Source organism: Pelagicoccus sp. SDUM812002, assembly GCF_031127835.1.
Classification (GTDB): Bacteria; Verrucomicrobiota; Verrucomicrobiia; order Opitutales; family Opitutaceae; genus Pelagicoccus.
In genome coordinates this window covers 216,525-234,615 of sequence record NZ_JARXHX010000005.1, presented here as the reverse complement: position 1 = coordinate 234,615, position 18,091 = coordinate 216,525, and the positions used below count along the sequence as shown (strand labels likewise).

The 18,091-nt window shown below is 55.3% G+C and carries 17 protein-coding genes; 9 read left to right on the top strand and 8 right to left on the bottom strand.

Annotated elements, in window-relative coordinates:
* Window positions 1–5: 5 nt before the first annotated feature.
* From secA to tgt, 5 genes are all read right to left on the bottom strand, one after another.
* Complete coding sequence (secA, locus tag QEH53_RS10020; protein ID WP_309023045.1) at window positions 6–2,927, bottom strand: preprotein translocase subunit SecA; 2,922 nt, start codon at window positions 2,925–2,927, stop codon at window positions 6–8.
* Between the two features lie 123 nt (window positions 2,928–3,050).
* Complete coding sequence (locus QEH53_RS10015; RefSeq protein ID WP_309023044.1) at window positions 3,051–3,824, bottom strand: DUF1698 domain-containing protein; 774 nt, start codon at window positions 3,822–3,824, stop codon at window positions 3,051–3,053.
* Between the two features lie 43 nt (window positions 3,825–3,867).
* Complete coding sequence (locus QEH53_RS10010) at window positions 3,868–4,800, bottom strand: SDR family oxidoreductase (RefSeq protein WP_309023043.1); 933 nt, start codon at window positions 4,798–4,800, stop codon at window positions 3,868–3,870.
* Window positions 4,801–4,875: 75 nt separating this feature from the next.
* The gene (locus QEH53_RS10005) at window positions 4,876–6,282 is read right to left on the bottom strand and encodes an MFS transporter (RefSeq protein WP_309023042.1); all 1,407 of its coding nucleotides are present in this window, start codon (window positions 6,280–6,282) and stop codon (window positions 4,876–4,878) included.
* Window positions 6,283–6,313: 31 nt separating this feature from the next.
* On the bottom strand, window positions 6,314–7,459 hold the full coding sequence (tgt, locus tag QEH53_RS10000) for a tRNA guanosine(34) transglycosylase Tgt (protein ID WP_309023041.1): 1,146 nt from the start codon (window positions 7,457–7,459) through the stop codon (window positions 6,314–6,316).
* Window positions 7,460–7,635: 176 nt separating this feature from the next.
* Between tgt and QEH53_RS09995 the strand changes: the two genes are divergently transcribed.
* From QEH53_RS09995 to QEH53_RS09960, 8 genes are all read left to right on the top strand, one after another.
* Complete coding sequence (locus QEH53_RS09995; RefSeq protein WP_309023040.1) at window positions 7,636–8,199, top strand: aminodeoxychorismate/anthranilate synthase component II; 564 nt, start codon at window positions 7,636–7,638, stop codon at window positions 8,197–8,199.
* A 6-nt stretch (window positions 8,200–8,205) separates the two neighbouring features.
* Window positions 8,206–8,667 carry a transcriptional regulator NrdR gene (gene nrdR / locus QEH53_RS09990; protein WP_309023039.1) on the top strand — a complete coding sequence of 154 codons (462 nt, stop codon included), beginning with the start codon at window positions 8,206–8,208 and terminating at the stop codon, window positions 8,665–8,667.
* Between the two features lie 29 nt (window positions 8,668–8,696).
* Window positions 8,697–9,170, top strand: coding sequence for a hypothetical protein (locus tag QEH53_RS09985; RefSeq protein ID WP_309023038.1), 474 nt, complete (start codon window positions 8,697–8,699; stop codon window positions 9,168–9,170).
* A 47-nt stretch (window positions 9,171–9,217) separates the two neighbouring features.
* Window positions 9,218–9,565 (top strand): histidine triad nucleotide-binding protein, encoded by a 348-nt coding sequence (locus QEH53_RS09980; protein ID WP_309023037.1) that lies wholly within the window; start codon window positions 9,218–9,220, stop codon window positions 9,563–9,565.
* Window positions 9,566–9,716: 151 nt separating this feature from the next.
* Complete coding sequence (locus tag QEH53_RS09975) at window positions 9,717–10,595, top strand: 2-dehydropantoate 2-reductase (RefSeq protein ID WP_309023036.1); 879 nt, start codon at window positions 9,717–9,719, stop codon at window positions 10,593–10,595.
* A 159-nt stretch (window positions 10,596–10,754) separates the two neighbouring features.
* Window positions 10,755–12,047, top strand: coding sequence for a peptidase U32 family protein (locus tag QEH53_RS09970; protein WP_309023035.1), 1,293 nt, complete (start codon window positions 10,755–10,757; stop codon window positions 12,045–12,047).
* A 28-nt stretch (window positions 12,048–12,075) separates the two neighbouring features.
* Window positions 12,076–12,300: a ferredoxin gene (locus QEH53_RS09965; protein ID WP_309023034.1), complete on the top strand. Its 225-nt coding sequence runs from the start codon at window positions 12,076–12,078 to the stop codon at window positions 12,298–12,300.
* Window positions 12,301–12,388: 88 nt separating this feature from the next.
* Window positions 12,389–13,225 carry a glycerophosphodiester phosphodiesterase family protein gene (locus tag QEH53_RS09960; protein ID WP_309023033.1) on the top strand — a complete coding sequence of 279 codons (837 nt, stop codon included), beginning with the start codon at window positions 12,389–12,391 and terminating at the stop codon, window positions 13,223–13,225.
* Between the two features lie 16 nt (window positions 13,226–13,241).
* Here the strand turns inward: QEH53_RS09960 and QEH53_RS09955 are convergent, their stop codons facing one another.
* Window positions 13,242–13,844, bottom strand: coding sequence for a VPDSG-CTERM sorting domain-containing protein (locus QEH53_RS09955; RefSeq protein ID WP_309023032.1), 603 nt, complete (start codon window positions 13,842–13,844; stop codon window positions 13,242–13,244).
* A gap of 541 nt (window positions 13,845–14,385) precedes the next feature.
* Between QEH53_RS09955 and gpmI the strand changes: the two genes are divergently transcribed.
* On the top strand, window positions 14,386–15,963 hold the full coding sequence (gpmI, locus tag QEH53_RS09950; RefSeq protein ID WP_309023031.1) for a 2,3-bisphosphoglycerate-independent phosphoglycerate mutase: 1,578 nt from the start codon (window positions 14,386–14,388) through the stop codon (window positions 15,961–15,963).
* Window positions 15,964–16,059: 96 nt separating this feature from the next.
* On the opposite strand, the gene QEH53_RS09945 is transcribed toward gpmI, so the two are convergent.
* Window positions 16,060–17,031, bottom strand: coding sequence for a hypothetical protein (locus tag QEH53_RS09945; protein ID WP_309023030.1), 972 nt, complete (start codon window positions 17,029–17,031; stop codon window positions 16,060–16,062).
* 207 nt (window positions 17,032–17,238) lie between these two features.
* On the bottom strand, window positions 17,239–18,024 hold the full coding sequence (locus tag QEH53_RS09940) for a hypothetical protein (protein ID WP_309023029.1): 786 nt from the start codon (window positions 18,022–18,024) through the stop codon (window positions 17,239–17,241).
* Window positions 18,025–18,091: the final 67 nt, after the last annotated feature.

Sequence of the window (18,091 nt, the reverse complement as noted above, 5' to 3'; positions counted from 1 at the left end):
CACCCTTATCGGCCGCAACATTGCTTGAATTTTTTCCCGCTTCCGCAAGGGCACGGCTCGTTGCGCCCAACCTTAGGCAGGTTCTTCTTGATCGAAACCTTCGGGAGCTGCACTTGATTTCTTTTGGGCGCGCTAGAGGCGGGACCTGTCGAGACTGGACCTGACGTCTCAGCTCCGCCACCCTGAGCGACTGCTTGGCGTGCTAGCATGTTCTTGACGTTCTCGATCGCGACTAGGTTGGTCGCGGTCCGGAACAGGCGCGTGCAAACTTGGGAACGAACGTTGCCCATCAACTCCTCGAAGTAAGTGTAGGCCTCATTTTTGTACTCGTTGAGTGGATCCTTTTGGCCGTAACTGCGGAGCCCCACGTTGCGACGGAGGTCCTCCATTTCAGTTAGGTGCTCCTGCCAGCGACCATCGATCGAGCTGAGCAGCACGTACCGCTCGAGGTGCTCCAACGCCGCTTCGTTCTCGGCGGTTTTCTTAATCCGGTATGCATCTCGAATCGCATCCAGCACGTGAGAGAGCTTCGCCTCGACCGACTTCCCAGCCAAGGCCTCTTCCTTGAGCCCAATCGGGAAATGCGAATTCAACCACGCCATGAACCCAGACAAATCGTTCTCCGTTTCCGCGAGTCGGTCAGCTACCTCTTCCTCGACGAGCTCCATCACGGTCTCTAGAGGTGTGTCGCTCTGCAGAGCTTCGTTTCTGAGAGCATAGATGATTTCGCGCTGCTTGTTCAGAACGTCGTCGTACTGCAGCAGGCGTTTGCGAACGGAGTAATTGCTCCCTTCTACCTTTTTCTGAGCCGTTTCAATCGAACGATTGAGCAGCGAATGCTCCAGCGGCTCCCCTTCCTCCATCGAACCATGGAGAATTTTCGCCATGAAACCGGAGTTCGCGAAAAGTCGCATCAAGTCGTCTTCTAATGAAATGTAGAACTTCGAACGACCGGGGTCCCCCTGACGCGAGCAGCGTCCGCGAAGCTGCCGGTCGATACGACGCGACTCGTGACGCTCCGTGCCGATCACGAGCAAGCCCCCGGCTTCCTTGACTCCCTCGCCTAGTTTGATGTCCGTACCGCGGCCTGCCATATTGGTGGCGATTGTGACGCCCCCCTTCATGCCCGCTCTGGCGACGATCTCTGCTTCCTGCTGGTGGAACTTCGCATTGAGGACCGTGTGTGGGATGTTTTTCCTGCGGAGCATGCGGCCCACCAGTTCGGACGCTTCGACCGAAACCGTACCAACGAGGACGGGCTGTCCTTTCTTGTGAGCCGCTTCGACTTCGTCTACTACTGCGTTGTACTTCTCGCGACGCGACTTGTAGATGACATCGTTGTCGTCGACGCGGATGCACGGGCGGTTGGTTGGAATAACCGCAACTCCGAGATTGTAGATGTCATGGAATTCCGTGGCCTCCGTTTCCGCCGTACCGGTCATACCAGCGAGCTTTTCGTAGAGGCGGAAATAATTCTGGACAGTGACCGTGGCGAAGGTGCGGGTTTCGCGTTCGATGGTCACGTTTTCCTTGGCTTCGACTGCCTGATGGAGGCCATCTCCCCAGCGCCGGCCCGCCATGACACGGCCTGTGTTTTCGTCGACGATCACCACCTTGCCTTCCTGCACGACATACTCCACATCGCGCTCGTAAAGCGCATAAGCTCTTAGCAATTGACTAATCGCGTGGATGTCTTCGCCGACTACTTCGAGGGCTTCCTGCTCCTTGAGTTTGATCGCATCCTTGTCTTCGTCGCTGAGCGAAACATCTTTGTCCAGCTCGCTGAAACGAGTCGCCAGGTCCGGCAGAACAAACGCATCTGGGTTGTCGGGACGAAGCGTCTTGCGGCCCTTTTCGGTCAAATCCGCCTGGCGTTGCTTTTCATCAATGATGAAGAACAGGTCTTCCTTCAGGTCGAAAAGCTTGTCCTTGTTCATGTCGCTGTGCATCTCGAGGTCTGTCTTGTCGAGCAGCTTACGATACTCACCATTCTCGAGCAGGCGGAGCAATTGCTTGTTCTTGGGCATGCCCAGCTTCACCTGCAACATTTTGAGACCGAGAACCCAGGTGTCGCGATCCTCCTTCCCGAGCGCTTCCTTCACCTCGCCGATGAGGCTGTTGCAAAACTTGTTTTGGGCGTTCACCAAACTCTCGATGGCCCCTTTGAGCTTGGTATAGGGCTGCTCGCGTTGGATCGGAGCAGGCCCCGAGATGATCAGTGGCGTACGCGCTTCGTCGACAAGGATAGAGTCCACTTCGTCGATGATCACGAAGAAGTGGTCGCGTTGCACCTGCTCCTCCTTGCTGTGGGCCATCCCATTGTCACGAAGATAGTCAAAGCCGAACTCCGAAGCGGTGCCGTAGGTTACGTCGTAACCGTACATCTCGCGTTTCACATGAGGAGGTTGCTGGTTTTTGATACATCCGACCGTCAAGCCCAAGTACTTGAAAAGGTGGCCCATCCACTCCGAGTCGCGCAGCGCTAGGTATTCGTTGACCGTGACTAGCTGAACGTTGCGGCTAGCAAGCGCATTTAGATAGATAGGAAGCGTTGATACGAGCGTCTTGCCTTCACCAGTGGCCATTTCCGCGATCCGTCCTTGGTGTAGGGCCATACCTCCAACAAGCTGCACATCGTAATGGACCATGTCCCAATGCTGTTCGCGGCCGCACACGAGGGCAGAAGTCCCGACGAGGCGACGGGCTGCGTTTTTAACTGTCGCAAACGCTTCTGGCAGCAGGTCATCCAACGTTTCGCCATTCGCGAAACGCTCACGAAATTTGACCGTGTGAGATTTCAGCTCCTCCTCGGAAAGGGATTGGTACGAGGCTTCCAGCTCGTTGATTCTGGCGACAGCAGGCTCGCAGGATTTGAGCCACTTTTTGTTGGAGCGGCCCGCGAATTTCTTGAAGAATGACGATAGCATTAGAGCTTGGGTAAATTAGAAGAAGGTTCGGCTAGAGAAATCAGGACACGCTTGCAATGAAAACGTTCGAATCCCTCTCTTCGAATTGGATTTCCCGTCGCTAGAATGGGTTCTAGCTCCACACTAAGAACGGTCAAACGCCAACCAGACAGCTGGTCCGTGAGGGTGAGTCGGCTCTACGACCTCTCCCAACTTTCGGTAGCCAAAGTGCTCGAAAGCGTCCAACATATCCGACTTCTCCATCCAGTTGCTCGATTCGCTTCCACCGCCGCAAAACCCTTTCCAATCCAAAGCCTCGCCATACCCGTGAGCATGAAGCCTGTGCTCGAACCCCTGATGGCTAGCGTTCCAGCATCCCGCGAAATACTGCTTCACGCGCGGGTCAGCTGCTATCAGCTCCTCGTCATAAAAATGAGTCCAGACAAAGAGCCGTTCTACGCGTCTCGAAAGCAATTCGATTAGCTCCACAGGATTCTTCATGTGATAGAGAACTCCACAGGCAACCCCCAGATCGAAGACCGCCGTTGTCTCACGGAGATAGGATACGAAGTTTCCCAGCAAGAATTTGCTGCGATTCAAGCCCAGCAACTCCTTCACGATCAAACACCGCTGAAATGCGGAGGCGTTCGCCTCGATACTGGTGATTTCGGATGCTCCTGCTTCTTCCAGCATGGCGGTGTGCCCCGCTTCCAACGGGCCCAGCTCCAAAATCTTTTTACCAGATACTCCTCCCAACAACTCCAATGCCCACCGAACTCGATCGTCATCATGCAGTCCCGCAGAGCCACCTGTCTCCACACCTAGATGGGACGGCATACGAGATGACCACTGCCCGTCGAAGAGGTCGATCAGGTTCTGATTCGAAGGGCTCTTGTCGAAGAAGTTCAATTCGCTCATACTAAACCAGGAGTCGTGCAGATGTCATCCGAACAAACAGTTCCTACCTCGCCAAATCCTTCCGGAAGTATGAGATCGTTTCCCTTAGGCCTTCATCAAGCGAGACCGTCGGCTCCCAACCCAGATTATCCTTGGCGATTTTGATGTCAGGCTGACGCTGTTTCGGATCGTCCGAGGGAAGCTCCAAGTGGATGAGCTTCGATTTGGAATCGACAAGGCGAAGCACTGTTTCTGCGAGTTCGATCATGGTGAACTCCCCCGGATTCCCTAAGTTAACCGGTCCGGTCAGCTCATCCTGATTCATCAACCGAACGAAACCTTCAATCAAATCGCTATAGAAGCAAAAGGACCGCGTCTGCGAACCATCGCCATAGATCGTAATGTCTTCTCCCTTGAGGGCCTGTACGATGAAGTTCGAAACCACGCGACCGTCGCTAGCGAGCATGCGGGGTCCATACGTGTTGAAGATTCGGGCGATGCGGATATCTACCCCGTTCTGCCGATGGTAGTCGAAAAACAGGGTTTCCGCGCAACGCTTGCCCTCATCGTAGCAGGACCGAATACCGATCGGATTAACATTGCCCCAATACGTTTCTTGCTGCGGGTGCTGAACCGGGTCGCCGTACACCTCGGAAGTTGAGGCCTGGAAAACGCGGGCCTTCAGACGCTTGGCCAAACCCAGGCAATTGATGGCGCCCATGACGGAGGTCTTAATCGTCTTGATCGCGTTGTACTGGTAGTGCGGCGGCGATGCGGGGCAGGCCAGGTTATAAATCTGGTCTACTTCGAACTTGAACGGATCGATCACATCATGCCGCACGAACTCGAAGTACGGATTCGAAAGCAGGTGAACGATATTCGCTTTCCGCCCAGTGAAAAGGTTGTCCAAGCAAACCACCTCATTCCCTTCGTTGAGCAATCGCTCGCAAAGGTGACTCCCTAAAAATCCGGCTCCGCCGGTCACTAAAATTCTCATATTCGTATTTTGGTTGCAACAGTCAGGAGTTAGGAAAGCACGACACTAGAACCAGCCTGTCAAACAAGGACAGCCTTAGTTCTCGCCCTCTTCCTCTCCATCACCTGCTCCTTTTTTAAAAAAGCTGTAGTTAGCCAAATACGAAACCCCCATCAAGGCGCCCAACTGCCGCAACGGTCGCATCGCTCCTATCGCTTGGGTCAAGGTAGCCGCCTTGGGCTCGGCAATCCCAAACAGCAACAAGCCAGTCAAAATCACGAACGTATGATGAACCAACGAAATCACGTGAAACGCGCCCACCTGATCCTCAAAACGGGACTGCACCCAGGAGAACAGGAAGCCACCGATGATCGGAGCCACCGCCGCCGCTAGAGAGCTCGCTGCCAAATTGAAGCTGATCGCCGCTGTCTTCGCCTCGGCCGGAATCAATTTCAGAATCATACTAAACGAACTGAACAGAAATCCAGACCCCGACACGCCACCGATACCCCAGATCAAGTATAGGATGCCTACATTATCCGGCGTCGCAAATTGATGCAGGTACCCCGCACCCATCCAAGCAGTCAGGGACCCCATCAAGCTAATCCGGCAACCGTACTTGTCGCACACACGCCCCCAGAACGGCATCATCAAAGCTCCGGTCGTCGTAGCCAACATCGCTAGCCGAGCGACCTCCTCAACCTGCATTCCAAGAACCTTGTAATAGAAAACCGGGAAAAACGGCCCCATGATGTTCGCTGCGAACCCAAAGGTCGCGCCAAACATCACGAAGCGAATCAAAGCCTTGTTCTTCAGAATAATCGAGAACTGCTCTATTAGCTTCGCGCTACGCTCATCAACGATCCGCTTGGTTGGCAGTATCCTCAATTGCAATACAATCGAGAACGCCCTCATGGCGACCGAGACGAAAATGATCATCTGAAACCCGAATACCTGATTCTCTTTCCAGTATCCAAGAAACCAGGACGAACTGACGAGAAAACAAACCGTACTGATCTGGAGCAAGCGATTTCGCCGCCCGAGGTACTTGCCGCGACCTTTGGTCGGCAGCCATTCCTGCACCCAAGAGGTCCAGCTCACGTTCACCAAAGCAAACGCGAGAGCCCCAAGGGCGAACAAACCAACAATCAACACCGGCGAATGCCAAGCCCCTCCCGCTGCGATCTTAGGCATCGAGTAACCCACCGCGATCCAACACGTGAGATGGATCCATGAGAACGCCAGACAGATCGCCTTCTGCGAGAGACGCCGCGTCAGCCAAGGCAGAGCAAAAAGCTGCACCACATTTGCCCAAGCAGGTAACGAGGCGATAATTCCATAAACCGACTCCTTCAGCCCCACTGCTTCGGTCGCCAAACTCGCCAGCAAAAAGTTCCCCGGCATAGCGAAAAACACCAGAGGCATAGCCAACAAGCCCTCCACCACCGATAGACGCATGTTGGCACGCAATTTCGAATCCGCTTTTTCAGATGCTACACTCATGACCCCACCCTACCAATACACCTAAAGCTCGTCAGTTATCCTCGCGTTCTCCCGACTCGTAACGCTCGATCCAATCTTTGCTCCAAGGTGCGTAGTCTCCCGCTTCGATGTGAAAGCGAACTTGCTCCATCAAATCCAAATAGAAATGCAAGTTGTGCAACGTCAACAAGGTGCAGCTTAGCATTTCCTTCGCCATCGTCAGGTGACGCAAGTATGCCCGCGTGAAATTTTGGCAGGTATAGTTCTCCATACCTTCCACCAGTGGATTCAGATCCGTAGTGAAACGGGAATTACGAATATTCTTCATCCCGTCCGGAGTGAAAAACGCGCCATTGCGGGCCACGCGGCTCGGCAACACGCAGTCAAACATATCCACGCCTGCAGCGATCATCTTGAGCATTTGGGGCGGAGTACCCAATCCCATGGTATAGCGCGGCTTGTCCTCTGGCAAAAACGGAGCCGTCGCCCGCACCTGTTTCAGCATTTCCGGCTCCGGTTCTCCCACGCTCACCCCTCCGATCGCGTATCCCGGAAAATCAAGCTCCGCTAATTCCTCTGCTGAGCGACGGCGCAGATCTGCAAACTCAGACCCTTGAGCGATCGCAAAAACATGGTGCCCCGTATCCAGAAAACCATTATCCATCGCAATCTCCTTGCACGCTTTCGCCCAACGCGTCGTGCGTTCGATAGCTCTCACGCAATCGTCCTTCTTGCACGGATACGGCGGACATTCGTCAATAACCATCGCAATGTCCGAGCCTAAATTAGCTTGAATCGTCATCACCTCTTTCGGTCCCAAAAACACCTTCGACCCATCCAAGTGCGACTGGAATGCCACTCCCTCTTCTGTCAGCTTGCTCAGCTTAGCTAAGCTAAAAGCCTGAAACCCTCCGCTATCCGTAAGGATTGGGCCGTCCCAATTCATGAATTTATGAAGTCCGCCCGCATCCCGAATCAACTCTGAGCCCGGACGCAGATTCAGATGGTAGGTGTTGCCTAAGATAATCTGAGCTCCCACATCTTCCTTTATCTGCTTGGGGGTCAACCCTTTCACCGTCGCCTGGGTGCCCACAGGCATGAAAATAGGCGTTTCGATTGTCCCGTGCAGCGTCTTCAAACGTCCGCGACGCGCACCCGTGTCGGCATCCTTTTTAATCAACTGGAAATGGTCGCTCATAAATCGGCTCAAAACCTACCGCTACCACCACCTCGAACAACCCTAATCTTCCACCCCGCGACCGAATACAAGAAACCCGACACCTAACCTCGCGAGTCCTACTTATTCACACTGCCCGCGCCAAGCTTGACCCTCTCCCGAGCTCCCTATTTAAACCAGCCCTAACACCGTTCATCATGCTGCTTGTCATCGACAACTACGACTCCTTCACCTTCAACCTCGTCCAGTACTTCGGTACCCTCGGCGTCGAGCAGCGCGTCTACCGCAACGACCAAATAACTGTCGAAGAAGCCCTAGCCCTCCAGCCTGAACGCGTGCTTATCTCCCCCGGCCCCTGTTCGCCGACCGAAGCCGGCATATCGATCGCTATGATCGAAGCCTTCGCCGGCAAGGTTCCCCTCTTCGGCGTTTGCCTCGGTCACCAGTCCATAGGCCAGCATTTTGGGGGTAAAGTCATCCGCGCCGACCGCCTGATGCACGGCAAGACATCCCCAATCAGCCACCACGGCAAAGACCTTTTCCAAGGCCTCCCACAAGGCCTGCAAGCCACCCGCTACCATTCCCTTGTCGTCGAGCGCGATTCCTTCCCCGATTGCCTCGAGATCACCGCCGAGACAGCTGAAGGCGAAATCATGGGCCTGCGCCATCGCGAGCTCCCCATCTGGGGCGTGCAATTCCACCCCGAATCCATCGCCACGCAAAACGGAATGGATATCCTCAAAAATTTCCTTACTCTCTAATCCACTATGAGATGCCCAAAGTGCGGATCTGAGCTAGACAAGGTCATCGACTCCCGCGCGTCAAAGGACGGATCCACCATCCGCAGACGACGCGAATGCCTCGACTGTTCGCACCGCTTCTCGACGACCGAACAAATCCTCCGCGAGAACCTCTACGTCACCAAGCGAGACGGACGCCGCGAGGACTTCGACAAGGCAAAGATCATATACTCTCTACGCCGCGCCTGCCAAAAGCGCCCCGTCGACGCCGAACAAATCAACATGCTAGTGGAGGACATGATCGACTCCCTCGAGTCCGAATACGGCATGGAGTTCCCCTCCTCCGTCATCGGCGAGAAGGTCCTCGCGAACCTGAAGGCCATCGACCCTATCGCCTACATCCGCTTCGCTTCCGTCTACAAAGACTTCAAAAACCTCGACGAATTCCTCGACGAGATTGGTGATCTAAACGCCCCAAAACTCCTCTAAGACCGAGCTCGCGAATCCCACTTCTACCCTTGAAACACGGCACCCATAAAAACTTTTCCAAGCTCCAGATCATCTGTGCCCTCTTCGCCGACGATATCGGAGACGATCTCTACTTCGCCCGCCAAATCAAGGAATCTATCGAGGCCACCCTCCCAGAAGAAAAACGCGACCACCCTGAGTCGTTTCTCGCCGCAGCCCAGACTCTACTCGATCAGACTGCGCGCGACCCCGACCGCGCCATTATCGACCTCATTTCAGTCCCCGAAGCTCAAGGCTTCTCCGAGCTCGCCCTCCGCGCTCGACTCCTCGAAGGGATCAAGCGTACCTGCCGCTTCGAAAAACCGCTCCTCGTCCTCACTGGCCTGAAAGAAGCCATCTGCCCCACCGGCAAACGCTGGACAGCCAGACGCGCCGCTGCCTACCAAGAGGCCATCGCTTACGCCCGGGACTTCTGCCAATCCCGCACGCGCCCCTCCAGCCACCTAAACCTGATCATCTACTAGCGACCCGAGTTTGGAACGGCTTTTTTGCCGCGACCCTATTTTTGCCCATGTCAGACGAAAAAACCATCTTCCAAAAAATCATCGCCCGCGAGATCCCAGCTACCATCGAGTACGAGGACGACCAATGCATCGTCATCCACGACATCGCCGCCCAAGCCCCCACCCATCTCTTGCTCATTCCCAAAAAACTCATCGTGCGCATCGGAGAAGCCACTCCCGAAGACGCTGCGCTGCTCGGCCATATGATGACAATCATCCCGCAGCTCGCCGCCAAGCTCGGCTGGGAAGACGGATTCCGCACCGTCATCAACAACGGTCCTCACGGCGGTGAAGCCGTCCCTCACCTCCACATCCATCTCCTAGCCGGCCGCCAGATGGCCTGGCCGCCCGGCTGAAACAAGTAGGAGCGACCTTGCTCGCGATCCCAACAAAAATTCAGACGTTCCGCATTCCCCCAAGCTCGGCTACCCGCCGAGCTTTCTCGTATTCAAGATTCCAGTTCATCCTTTAAACTTCCCCCCTCCCAACGCCAACCCAACCTCTCAAATGCCAAAAATCGCAGTCATCGGCCCCGGCGCCATCGGAGGCACCCTCGCGTCATTCCTCCTCGAGAATCCCCAAAATACAGCCTCCATTTGTGCCCGTACCCCCTTCGAGAAACTCGAGATCACCGCCAACAGCCAGACGCTCACCCATCCCGTCACCGTTCACACCCACTCATCCAGCACCACTCTCGTCGACTGGATCGTCCTCGCCACCAAAACCTACCAAGTCCCCCAAGCAGCCAACTGGTTCGAGCGTCTTTCCGGGCACGGCACCCGTATCGCCGTCGTGCAAAACGGAGTCGAACACCTCGCCAATCTCACCCCCTATTTCCCTGTCGAACGCATCGTTCCCGTCATCATCGACTGCCCCGCCGAGCGCAAAAGCCACGGACAAATCATTCGCCACGGAGACGTTCGCATCGACGTCCCAAACACCCCCGAATCAGCAGACTTCGCCACCCTCTTCGACGATCCCGCCGTCACCGTCAACCTCACCGACGACTGGTCCACCGCCGCCTGGCGAAAGCTCTGCATCAACGCCGCCGGCGCCATCTCCGCCCTCGTCAACCAGCCCGCCAATATCGCCGCCGATCCCCGTGCCGCCGATATCATGAAAAACCTCATCCAAGAGTGCATCGCGGTCGGTCGGGCCGAAGGAGCAACCCTCGACGAAACCATCATTCAAACCGTCGTCTCCGGTGCCGCCGCAGCCCCCGACGGCTCCATGAACTCCCTCCACGCCGACCTAGTCGCCCATCGCCCGATGGAATGGGACGCCAGAAACGGTGTCATCGCCCGCCTCGGCAAAAAGCACCGGATCCCCACGCCCTACAACGAACTAACCGCCCACCTCCTCTCCCTGCTAGAATCAAAACCGTAGGGCTGTCGCTCGCGACACGCCGCAATGCAGCATCCACAGCCCCGCCGAGGTAGCGTCCGCTGTCCCAGCGGACACACCCGCCACCGCCGCCCTTGACTCCCACACCCCAAAACACATACCAACCTGTCTTTAATTCATATACCCAGCCAAAAGACAGCCATGAGCGCCACCAGCACCGCACCTGAAACCACCTCGACACAAGCCTCCAGCACCGCCTCCGAACACGTTGAAATCCTCGCTCCCGCCGGTTGCTACGCCTCCCTGCAAGCCGCCATCGACTCCGGAGCCGACTCCGTCTATTTCGGCCTTGCCCAGCTCAACATGCGAGCTCGCTCTCGCCGCTCCTTTCACCTCAAGGACCTCGAAGAGATCATGATCCGCTGCCACGCAGCCGGAATCCGCGGCTACCTCACACTCAACACCCTCCTCTACGACCACGACCTCAAGCTCTGCTTCGCCCTGCTCGAAGAAGCCGCCAAACAAAAAGTCGACGCCGTCATCGCCTCCGATATGGCCTGCATTCTCAAAGGTAGAGAACTCGGCCTCGAAGTCCATCTCTCCACCCAATTCTCCGTCTCCAACTACCAATCCTTCAAATTCTACGCCCAATTCTGCGACCGCATCGTCCTCGCTCGAGAGCTCAACCTTTCCATGATCCGCAAGATCCGCCAACAAGTCATCGCCGATGACCTCCGCGGCCCCTCCGGACGCCCCGTCGAGATCGAAGCCTTCGCCCACGGCGCCCTCTGCATCGCCGTCTCCGGCCGCTGCGGCATGTCCCTCTACACCGACAACGCCTCCGCCAACCGCGGCGCCTGCACCCAAAACTGCCGCAAAGAATACAAAGTCGTCGACCAACAATCCGGCAAAGAACTCCTCATCGACAACAACTTCGTCATGTCTCCCAACGACATCTGCACCATCGACTTCCTCGACAAAGTCCTCGAAGCCGGCGTGCACACCCTCAAGCTCGAAGGCCGCGGCCGCTCGCCCGAATACGTATCGACTGTCACCGAAGTTTACCGCCAAGCCGTGGACGCCATCCAAGAGGAAACCTACAATCCCGAGCTCGTCGCCACACTCAACGACGACCTCAAAAAGGTTTACCATCGCGGGCATTCATCCGGCTACTATCTCGGCCGCGAGCAAGGCTGGTCCATGACCCACGGTACCAAAGCCACCCGCCAAAAAGGGCAAGCCGGGCGCGTCACCCACTATTACAACAAACTCGGCGTCGCAGAAATCACCGCTAGTGGTACCGTTAAGGAAGGCCAGGAGTACCTCATCATCGGCGAAACTACCGGCGTCGTAAAAGGAACTACCGAGGCCCTCCGTCTCGACAATTCAACTACAGTCGAAAGCGTTACCAACGGCCAAGTCTTCAGCATACAAGTCCCTGCCAAAGTCCGCCTTAACGACAAGTTCTTTCTCCATCTGCCAACAACTCAATAATGTAAGGAACCCGCAACGCATCAGCTACATGCTCGCCATCAAACACAAACGTGAGGACTGTATCGGCTGTGCTTTCTGCGCTGAAGTTGCACCCAACTATTGGAAAATGGACGAAGAAGGCCTAGCTCAACTTCACCAAATCTTGGATACGGCAGGCTCTTTCGAGATTGGCCAAGGCTTCGAGGAAGATCGCGAGGCTCTGAAGGAAGCTGAGTTTCACTGCCCTGTTTCCATCATAAAGATCGAGGGGTAGGCACGCCTATCAACGCATCTTCCCATCGTCATCGTTTCTCATGGTCTTCTCCCAGTTTGTCGTCAGGATCCTCCTTATTACGATCGCTATGCACGCCTCCTCCCGGCCCCTCATCGTCGCCCATCGTGGAGCCTCCGCAGACGCCCCAGAGAATACCCTACCCGCATTCCAACTTGCCTGGGAGCAAGGAGCTGACGCCATCGAAGGCGACTTTCACCTCACCAGGGATCGAAAGATCGTCTGCATCCATAATCCGACTACAGGAGAGTACGCCACCCCAAACCTCACTGTCCGCAAATCCAAGTTAGCCGACCTTCAGGCTCTTACCCTTCGCTCGCCACATATCGATCCTACTCCCTCACCTCTCGCTGCTTCGGTCATCCCGACCCTAGCCGAAGTCCTAGCAACCGTGCCTCAGGGCAAGAAGCTCTATATCGAAATCAAGAGTAGCAGCAAGATCGTACGCCACTTGCTCAAAGAGATCGACTCCTCCGACATCTCAGCATCCCAACTCGTCATCATTGCCTTTAGCGGACGCGTCGTCAGAGCGATTAAGCGCCAACGCCCTTCGCTCAAAGCCATCCTACTTGCCACGCCACGCTACCGGACCAAAGGCCGCAACCTCCTACCTTCATCTCAACAACTCCTCATCGAACTACGTCGGACCGGAGCGGACGGCGTCAGCCTTTACGCACATCCAGATATCGACGCTACCTACCTCGCCCCTTTTCACGAAAACAACTACGAACTGCATACTTGGACCATAGACGATCCGCACTTGGCGAAAAAGTGGTTCGACTTGGGCGCCCTTTCAATCACCACCAACAAGCCCGAAACATTGTCGAGTTGGATGAGCAGGCATAAAAAGACGCGCGTCGCCCAACCGGAGAAACCGATGGCAACGCGCGCCGGTAAAATTGAATAGTTCGGCCCTGGGGCAACTACTTGTTGCGCTTCCAGCGGCTCGCGCTAACGGCGCAGAGCAGACCTAGGCCAAGAAGAGCCGCACTTGTTCCAGAGTCAGGAACGGTTTCAGGTGCGGGGTCAGACCCTGCGGTAAACGTAAAAGCACCAAACCCAAGTTCAGTGGCATTTGCGTCACCCGTGGTCGTAATTGAAAATGCGCCCGGAGTCGGATCGTATCCAGAAATCATAGCCGTTCCCGTTCCCGCAACATCGAGTCTCCAGAGACCGGCTCCCAGAGCTTCAGACCCTGTGCTGACCATGTCTTCAAAGGTAAATGAGAAATCCTTGCCTCCGAACGAGAAACTCCAAAGAGGATTCGTTGGCGCGACATAAGGGCTGAATTGCAGCGGCTCGAGCATTACTGCACTTCCCACACTTCCAAGATAGTCCCCGGACTGGGTACCAGTCGAAACCTTAGCGTTGTCGAATGAGAGAAAGCTTGTGGCGCTCGGGATCGGTGCATCCAGAGCAACCGATCCATCGAAAGCAACGGAACCAGTGATGTAGGCCGCGCTGGCGGCGTGAGTGAGGGCGGAAACGGCAATAACCGAAGCACTGAGTTTGAGTAGTTTCTTCATAATATATCTTAGTTGATTTGAGGTTTATGTGTTAGCGGGAACGACGCTCCCAGCGTTGTCCCTACCCCTTTCGCATTTGATAGACCTAATGCGCCGCAATCCTCGAAAAAGTTGATTAAAGAGGAATCTACGGAAGTACACGTATATCTTTAGCTTCTGTATATCAGTGCCTTACAAATCCATTGAGCATTTTTAAGGTTTTCTAAAAAAAACGCATCGGTACGCGGATCGCCATGTTTTCGCTGTTTGCGCTTTGCTACGTTGGCACGCCAAATTGGTGCAAGACGACATGCGATGAGGGGGCTCGGGAGAGCGCCGACCCCACGTCATTCCGCGAGATAAATTACGCTTTCCACCCGGAGATATCAGTCCGACGCTTCTAGGTCCTTTCGACCTCCTGAGACAACCGCAACTCGCTGAAACTGCCTAACATCGCTTCCTACCAGCAAGCCGCGCTTGGCTGTTGGCACTACGATCCAAGTACACCCTTGTCATCTTTGCACTTCGCCGCCATTAGGGACGCCGACAATCTTCAATTATCATGAGCGAAGCGAAAAAACCTGTACTCCTCGTCATCCGTGATGGATGGGGAGCTAACCACAACGCCGACCAAGACGGCTACAATGCGGTCAAACTCGCGGATACCCCCGTCTCCGACAAGCTCTCCGCCGAATGGCCACGCACCGAGCTCGCAGCGTGCGGACTCGACGTCGGCGTGCCGGAGGGCATCATGGGCAACTCCGAAGTCGGTCACCAAAACATCGGGGCGGGACGCATCGTCGACCAGGAAATCGTCCGCATCACCAAGGCCTTCAAAGACGGCACGGTAACCGGCAACAAGGCTCTCGAAGGAGCATTCTCACAAGCCAAGTCAGGCGGCAAGCTCCACTATATGGGCATCGCTTCCGACGCTGGGGTGCACGGTCTGCTCGAGCATCTCTACGGCCTCCTTGAGGAAGCCAAGAAGTCTGGCGTCAAGCAGGTTTACATCCACCTCTTTACCGACGGCCGTGACACTCCACCACATTCCGGCAAGGCTTTCGCCGAACAATGCGAGGCAAAGTGCAAGGAACTCGGCATCGGCCAAATCGCCTCGGTTTGTGGACGCTTCTGGTGCATGGACCGCGACGAGCGTTGGGACCGTGTTGGCAAAGCCTACAACATGCTTACCGGCAAGGACGCGGAACGCACCGCCATCTCCGCTCCGGAAGCCATTCAATACTACTACGACAATCCCACCTCCTCCTCGAACGTGGGCGACGAGTTCGTAGCCCCCACCTGGGTCGTCGACGAAAATGGCAAGCCTCTCGCCACCATCGACAACGGAGATGCCGTCGTGTTCTACAACTACCGCGGTGACCGACCACGCGAGCTTGCCAGCGCCTTCATCCAAGATGATTTCGAAGGGTTCGATCGCGGCGAAAAGCTCGACCTCTTCTTTGTCGCCATGACCGAATGGAAAAAAGGGATGTGCGATAACGTCGTTTTCTTTAAGCCGGAGAAAATGAAGAACGTGCTCGGCTCCTACCTCGCCGACAAAGGCCTTTCCCAGTTTCGCTCCGCCGAAACCGAGAAGTTCCCGCACGTCACTTTCTTCTTCAACGACTATCGCGAAGAGCCTTTCAACGGTGAAGACCGCGGTATGGCCAAGTCCCCGAAGGTACCGACCTACGACCTGCAACCAGAGATGTCCGCCGACGAAGTCACCGCCCTCGTCAAGGACGCCATCCTCTCCGGCAAGTACGACTTCGTCCTCGTCAACTACGCCAACCCCGACATGGTCGGCCACACCGGCAATCTGGAGGCTGTCAAGAAAGCCTGCTCCAAGGTTGACGAAGGTATCGGAATTCTCCTCGAAGCCATCGACCAGATGGGCGGCAAGGCCCTCGTTACTGCCGACCACGGCAACGCCGACCAGCTATGGGACCCCACCGTAGACGGCCCACACACCGCTCACACCTTAAACAAGGTAGAAGCCGTCGTCTATGGAGCTGGACTCGAAGGTAAGGAGTTGGTCAACGACGGCGACCGTCGCCTCGCCGACATCGCGCCCACGCTCCTCGCAATGATGGGCCTTGAAAAGCCCACCGAGATGACCGGCATCAACCTGATCAAGTAGCACGAGCGACCATGGTCGCGATTGCACGATAATCTTTACTAGGCGGCGCGGAACATCAGCTCGCGCCGCTTTTGTTTTGCTGCGACCTACTGCCGGTTACTGAACAGGGGCCACGTTTGATACGAGGAAAACGTAGTCTTGGTAGTCCCCGTTTCGCGCTTCTTCGAAACACACAAGAAACGTATTCAGAATTCGTACACCCCGTTCGTCCTTAGCTGGATAAACGCGAACCGCGTGAGCGACGTGTTCAGGCTCTAATCGTTCGTTTACTTCATCTTGCGTGTAAGCCACGTGCGAGGGGCTGGCCGTAAATATGCCAAACTCCATATCTCCCGGATCGCACTCGATGGTTCCGCTAGCCAGACTTGGCATCAAACAATTTTGCTCAAACCGCGTCTTCGTGGCTTCTGCGAGGGTTCCGACCGTACGCAAGGAAGGTTCCGCTTCACCTGCATCGTAGATTCCGAACGGCAACAAAAAGTCGGGTGAATAGCGAGCCACCGGACGGATCGTCACGAGCCCCGGAGACGCCTTTCGAAACGTCCCTGCCCGCACCTCTTCTCCTACCAACTCAGAACGCGTGTGATTGCCCAGGCTCTCCCAACCCACATCGATACCTAAACCCAAGGCTTCTACTGCCTGAGAAAGCGTAGCCTCTCCATGACCTTCCAAGCCAGGTGCGGAAAGCCCAACGAGCTCCACCGAGCCCAGAGGCACTCCTTTATCGGAGACAAGTTCGCAACGCCCTCGCAACACTCCGAGTGCTCCAGCAGCCGGAGCAAAAACGACCTTAGCAGAAATACTGGAACCTGGGCCTAAACTTAAGCTATGTTCAGTTTTCAGAGCAAAGGCCTCCGTATCATCTTCCGTAATACGAAAGGACAGGTTTTCCATCACTTCATCTGAATGATTGAAAACTATAAAACTCTCAGGTTCGGTTTCGCGCTCTTGCGGACTGGAAAACAACAGGCGATCGCTATCAACCAGCAAACGAGAGGTTTCACCTTCGGCGATCCCACAGAAAAAAAGGGCAAGGGCTGCAAATCTCAAAATAAACATAGCATTCATATTCTACCTCTCGGAAACCAGTTCAGGCTCATGCAAACAAAGTGTACTTGCATCTGGGATACGATCCCAATCCTGAACACGAAATGGCGCTAGCCCCCTCCAAGACAAGCAAAACCGAAAACCCAATTCATGGACCTCCCTTTTCAAGGGCACAAAGCATCAAAGCAGGAAGTCACCCAAGAGTAGAACTCTGTGCCCAGTTTCCCACTACATCGAACTCAATCTGTATTGACCCTTCGAGTCGAACTGAACTTTAAGCAGCAAATCCTTCCGCGCGTAGAAACCGTTTTCGCTACCAGGACTAAATCGGGATTTCTTGACCAGATCGAGAGCGACTCGCGCGGCCGATGGATTCGCCTCTGATAGCAAGGTGTGATCGACGCTGAATCCGCTGTCGTTCACTCCCACGGCTACAAGGACTTCTTCGTCTGAAACCATCCAAGCCATGGAAGCAGGCAAAGGCTTCTGCGGAGCGGTCACCAACTCCGGCTCTCGGCTGCCAGCATTTCTCAGAGGCAACGGCCGGTGATTCCTCCGGCCCAGGGTCATTGAAGTGGGAGCAAAGTAGATCTCATCTCCACCCGAAAAGAAATGATAGTGATAGATGCCGCGGTTCAGGTCAGCAAAAGCCAACTCCGGTGAAATCTTCACTTGCTGGGCCTTACCTGCCTGCAGGTCGTCTATCTCGAATGGGAGCAGAAACTCTCGACCGTCTTGGGCAAACAATTGCAACACAACGAAGCAATCCGTGTAGTCTCGGCTCGGTCGAACCTTGGCTGTGAATTCGAAGTTGACCTTCTTGTCCCCTTCGATGATTCGCCCGATCGGGCGGTTCAATTCGATGTAACCGTCCGCGAACGTCGTGGTTTCGTCGAAAAAATAGGAACCGGCTGAAACGCGATCCAGCCCCATTCCTAAATCAACGACGCAAAGCGCATCGTCCAAGGCGAGCACCTCTAACTTCGACTCCAAGTCGAAGGGATTGGGTATCATTAAACGGTGTTGCGCAGAAACAGAGCAAACAAACGCTGCGAATAGAGCCAGCGAAGCAGACAAACGG

Coding starts and splice junctions, on each gene's coding strand:
- secA (WP_309023045.1), bottom strand. CDS start 2,927: ATGCTATCGTCATTCTTCAAGAAATTCGCGGGCCGCTCCAACAAAAAG.
- QEH53_RS10015 (WP_309023044.1), bottom strand. CDS start 3,824: ATGAGCGAATTGAACTTCTTCGACAAGAGCCCTTCGAATCAGAACCTG.
- QEH53_RS10010 (WP_309023043.1), bottom strand. CDS start 4,800: ATGAGAATTTTAGTGACCGGCGGAGCCGGATTTTTAGGGAGTCACCTT.
- QEH53_RS10005 (WP_309023042.1), bottom strand. CDS start 6,282: ATGAGTGTAGCATCTGAAAAAGCGGATTCGAAATTGCGTGCCAACATG.
- tgt (WP_309023041.1), bottom strand. CDS start 7,459: ATGAGCGACCATTTCCAGTTGATTAAAAAGGATGCCGACACGGGTGCG.
- QEH53_RS09995 (WP_309023040.1), top strand. CDS start 7,636: ATGCTGCTTGTCATCGACAACTACGACTCCTTCACCTTCAACCTCGTC.
- nrdR (WP_309023039.1), top strand. CDS start 8,206: ATGAGATGCCCAAAGTGCGGATCTGAGCTAGACAAGGTCATCGACTCC.
- QEH53_RS09980 (WP_309023037.1), top strand. CDS start 9,218: ATGTCAGACGAAAAAACCATCTTCCAAAAAATCATCGCCCGCGAGATC.
- QEH53_RS09975 (WP_309023036.1), top strand. CDS start 9,717: ATGCCAAAAATCGCAGTCATCGGCCCCGGCGCCATCGGAGGCACCCTC.
- QEH53_RS09970 (WP_309023035.1), top strand. CDS start 10,755: ATGAGCGCCACCAGCACCGCACCTGAAACCACCTCGACACAAGCCTCC.
- QEH53_RS09965 (WP_309023034.1), top strand. CDS start 12,076: ATGCTCGCCATCAAACACAAACGTGAGGACTGTATCGGCTGTGCTTTC.
- QEH53_RS09960 (WP_309023033.1), top strand. CDS start 12,389: ATGCACGCCTCCTCCCGGCCCCTCATCGTCGCCCATCGTGGAGCCTCC.
- QEH53_RS09955 (WP_309023032.1), bottom strand. CDS start 13,844: ATGAAGAAACTACTCAAACTCAGTGCTTCGGTTATTGCCGTTTCCGCC.
- gpmI (WP_309023031.1), top strand. CDS start 14,386: ATGAGCGAAGCGAAAAAACCTGTACTCCTCGTCATCCGTGATGGATGG.
- QEH53_RS09945 (WP_309023030.1), bottom strand. CDS start 17,031: ATGAATGCTATGTTTATTTTGAGATTTGCAGCCCTTGCCCTTTTTTTC.
- QEH53_RS09940 (WP_309023029.1), bottom strand. CDS start 18,024: ATGATACCCAATCCCTTCGACTTGGAGTCGAAGTTAGAGGTGCTCGCC.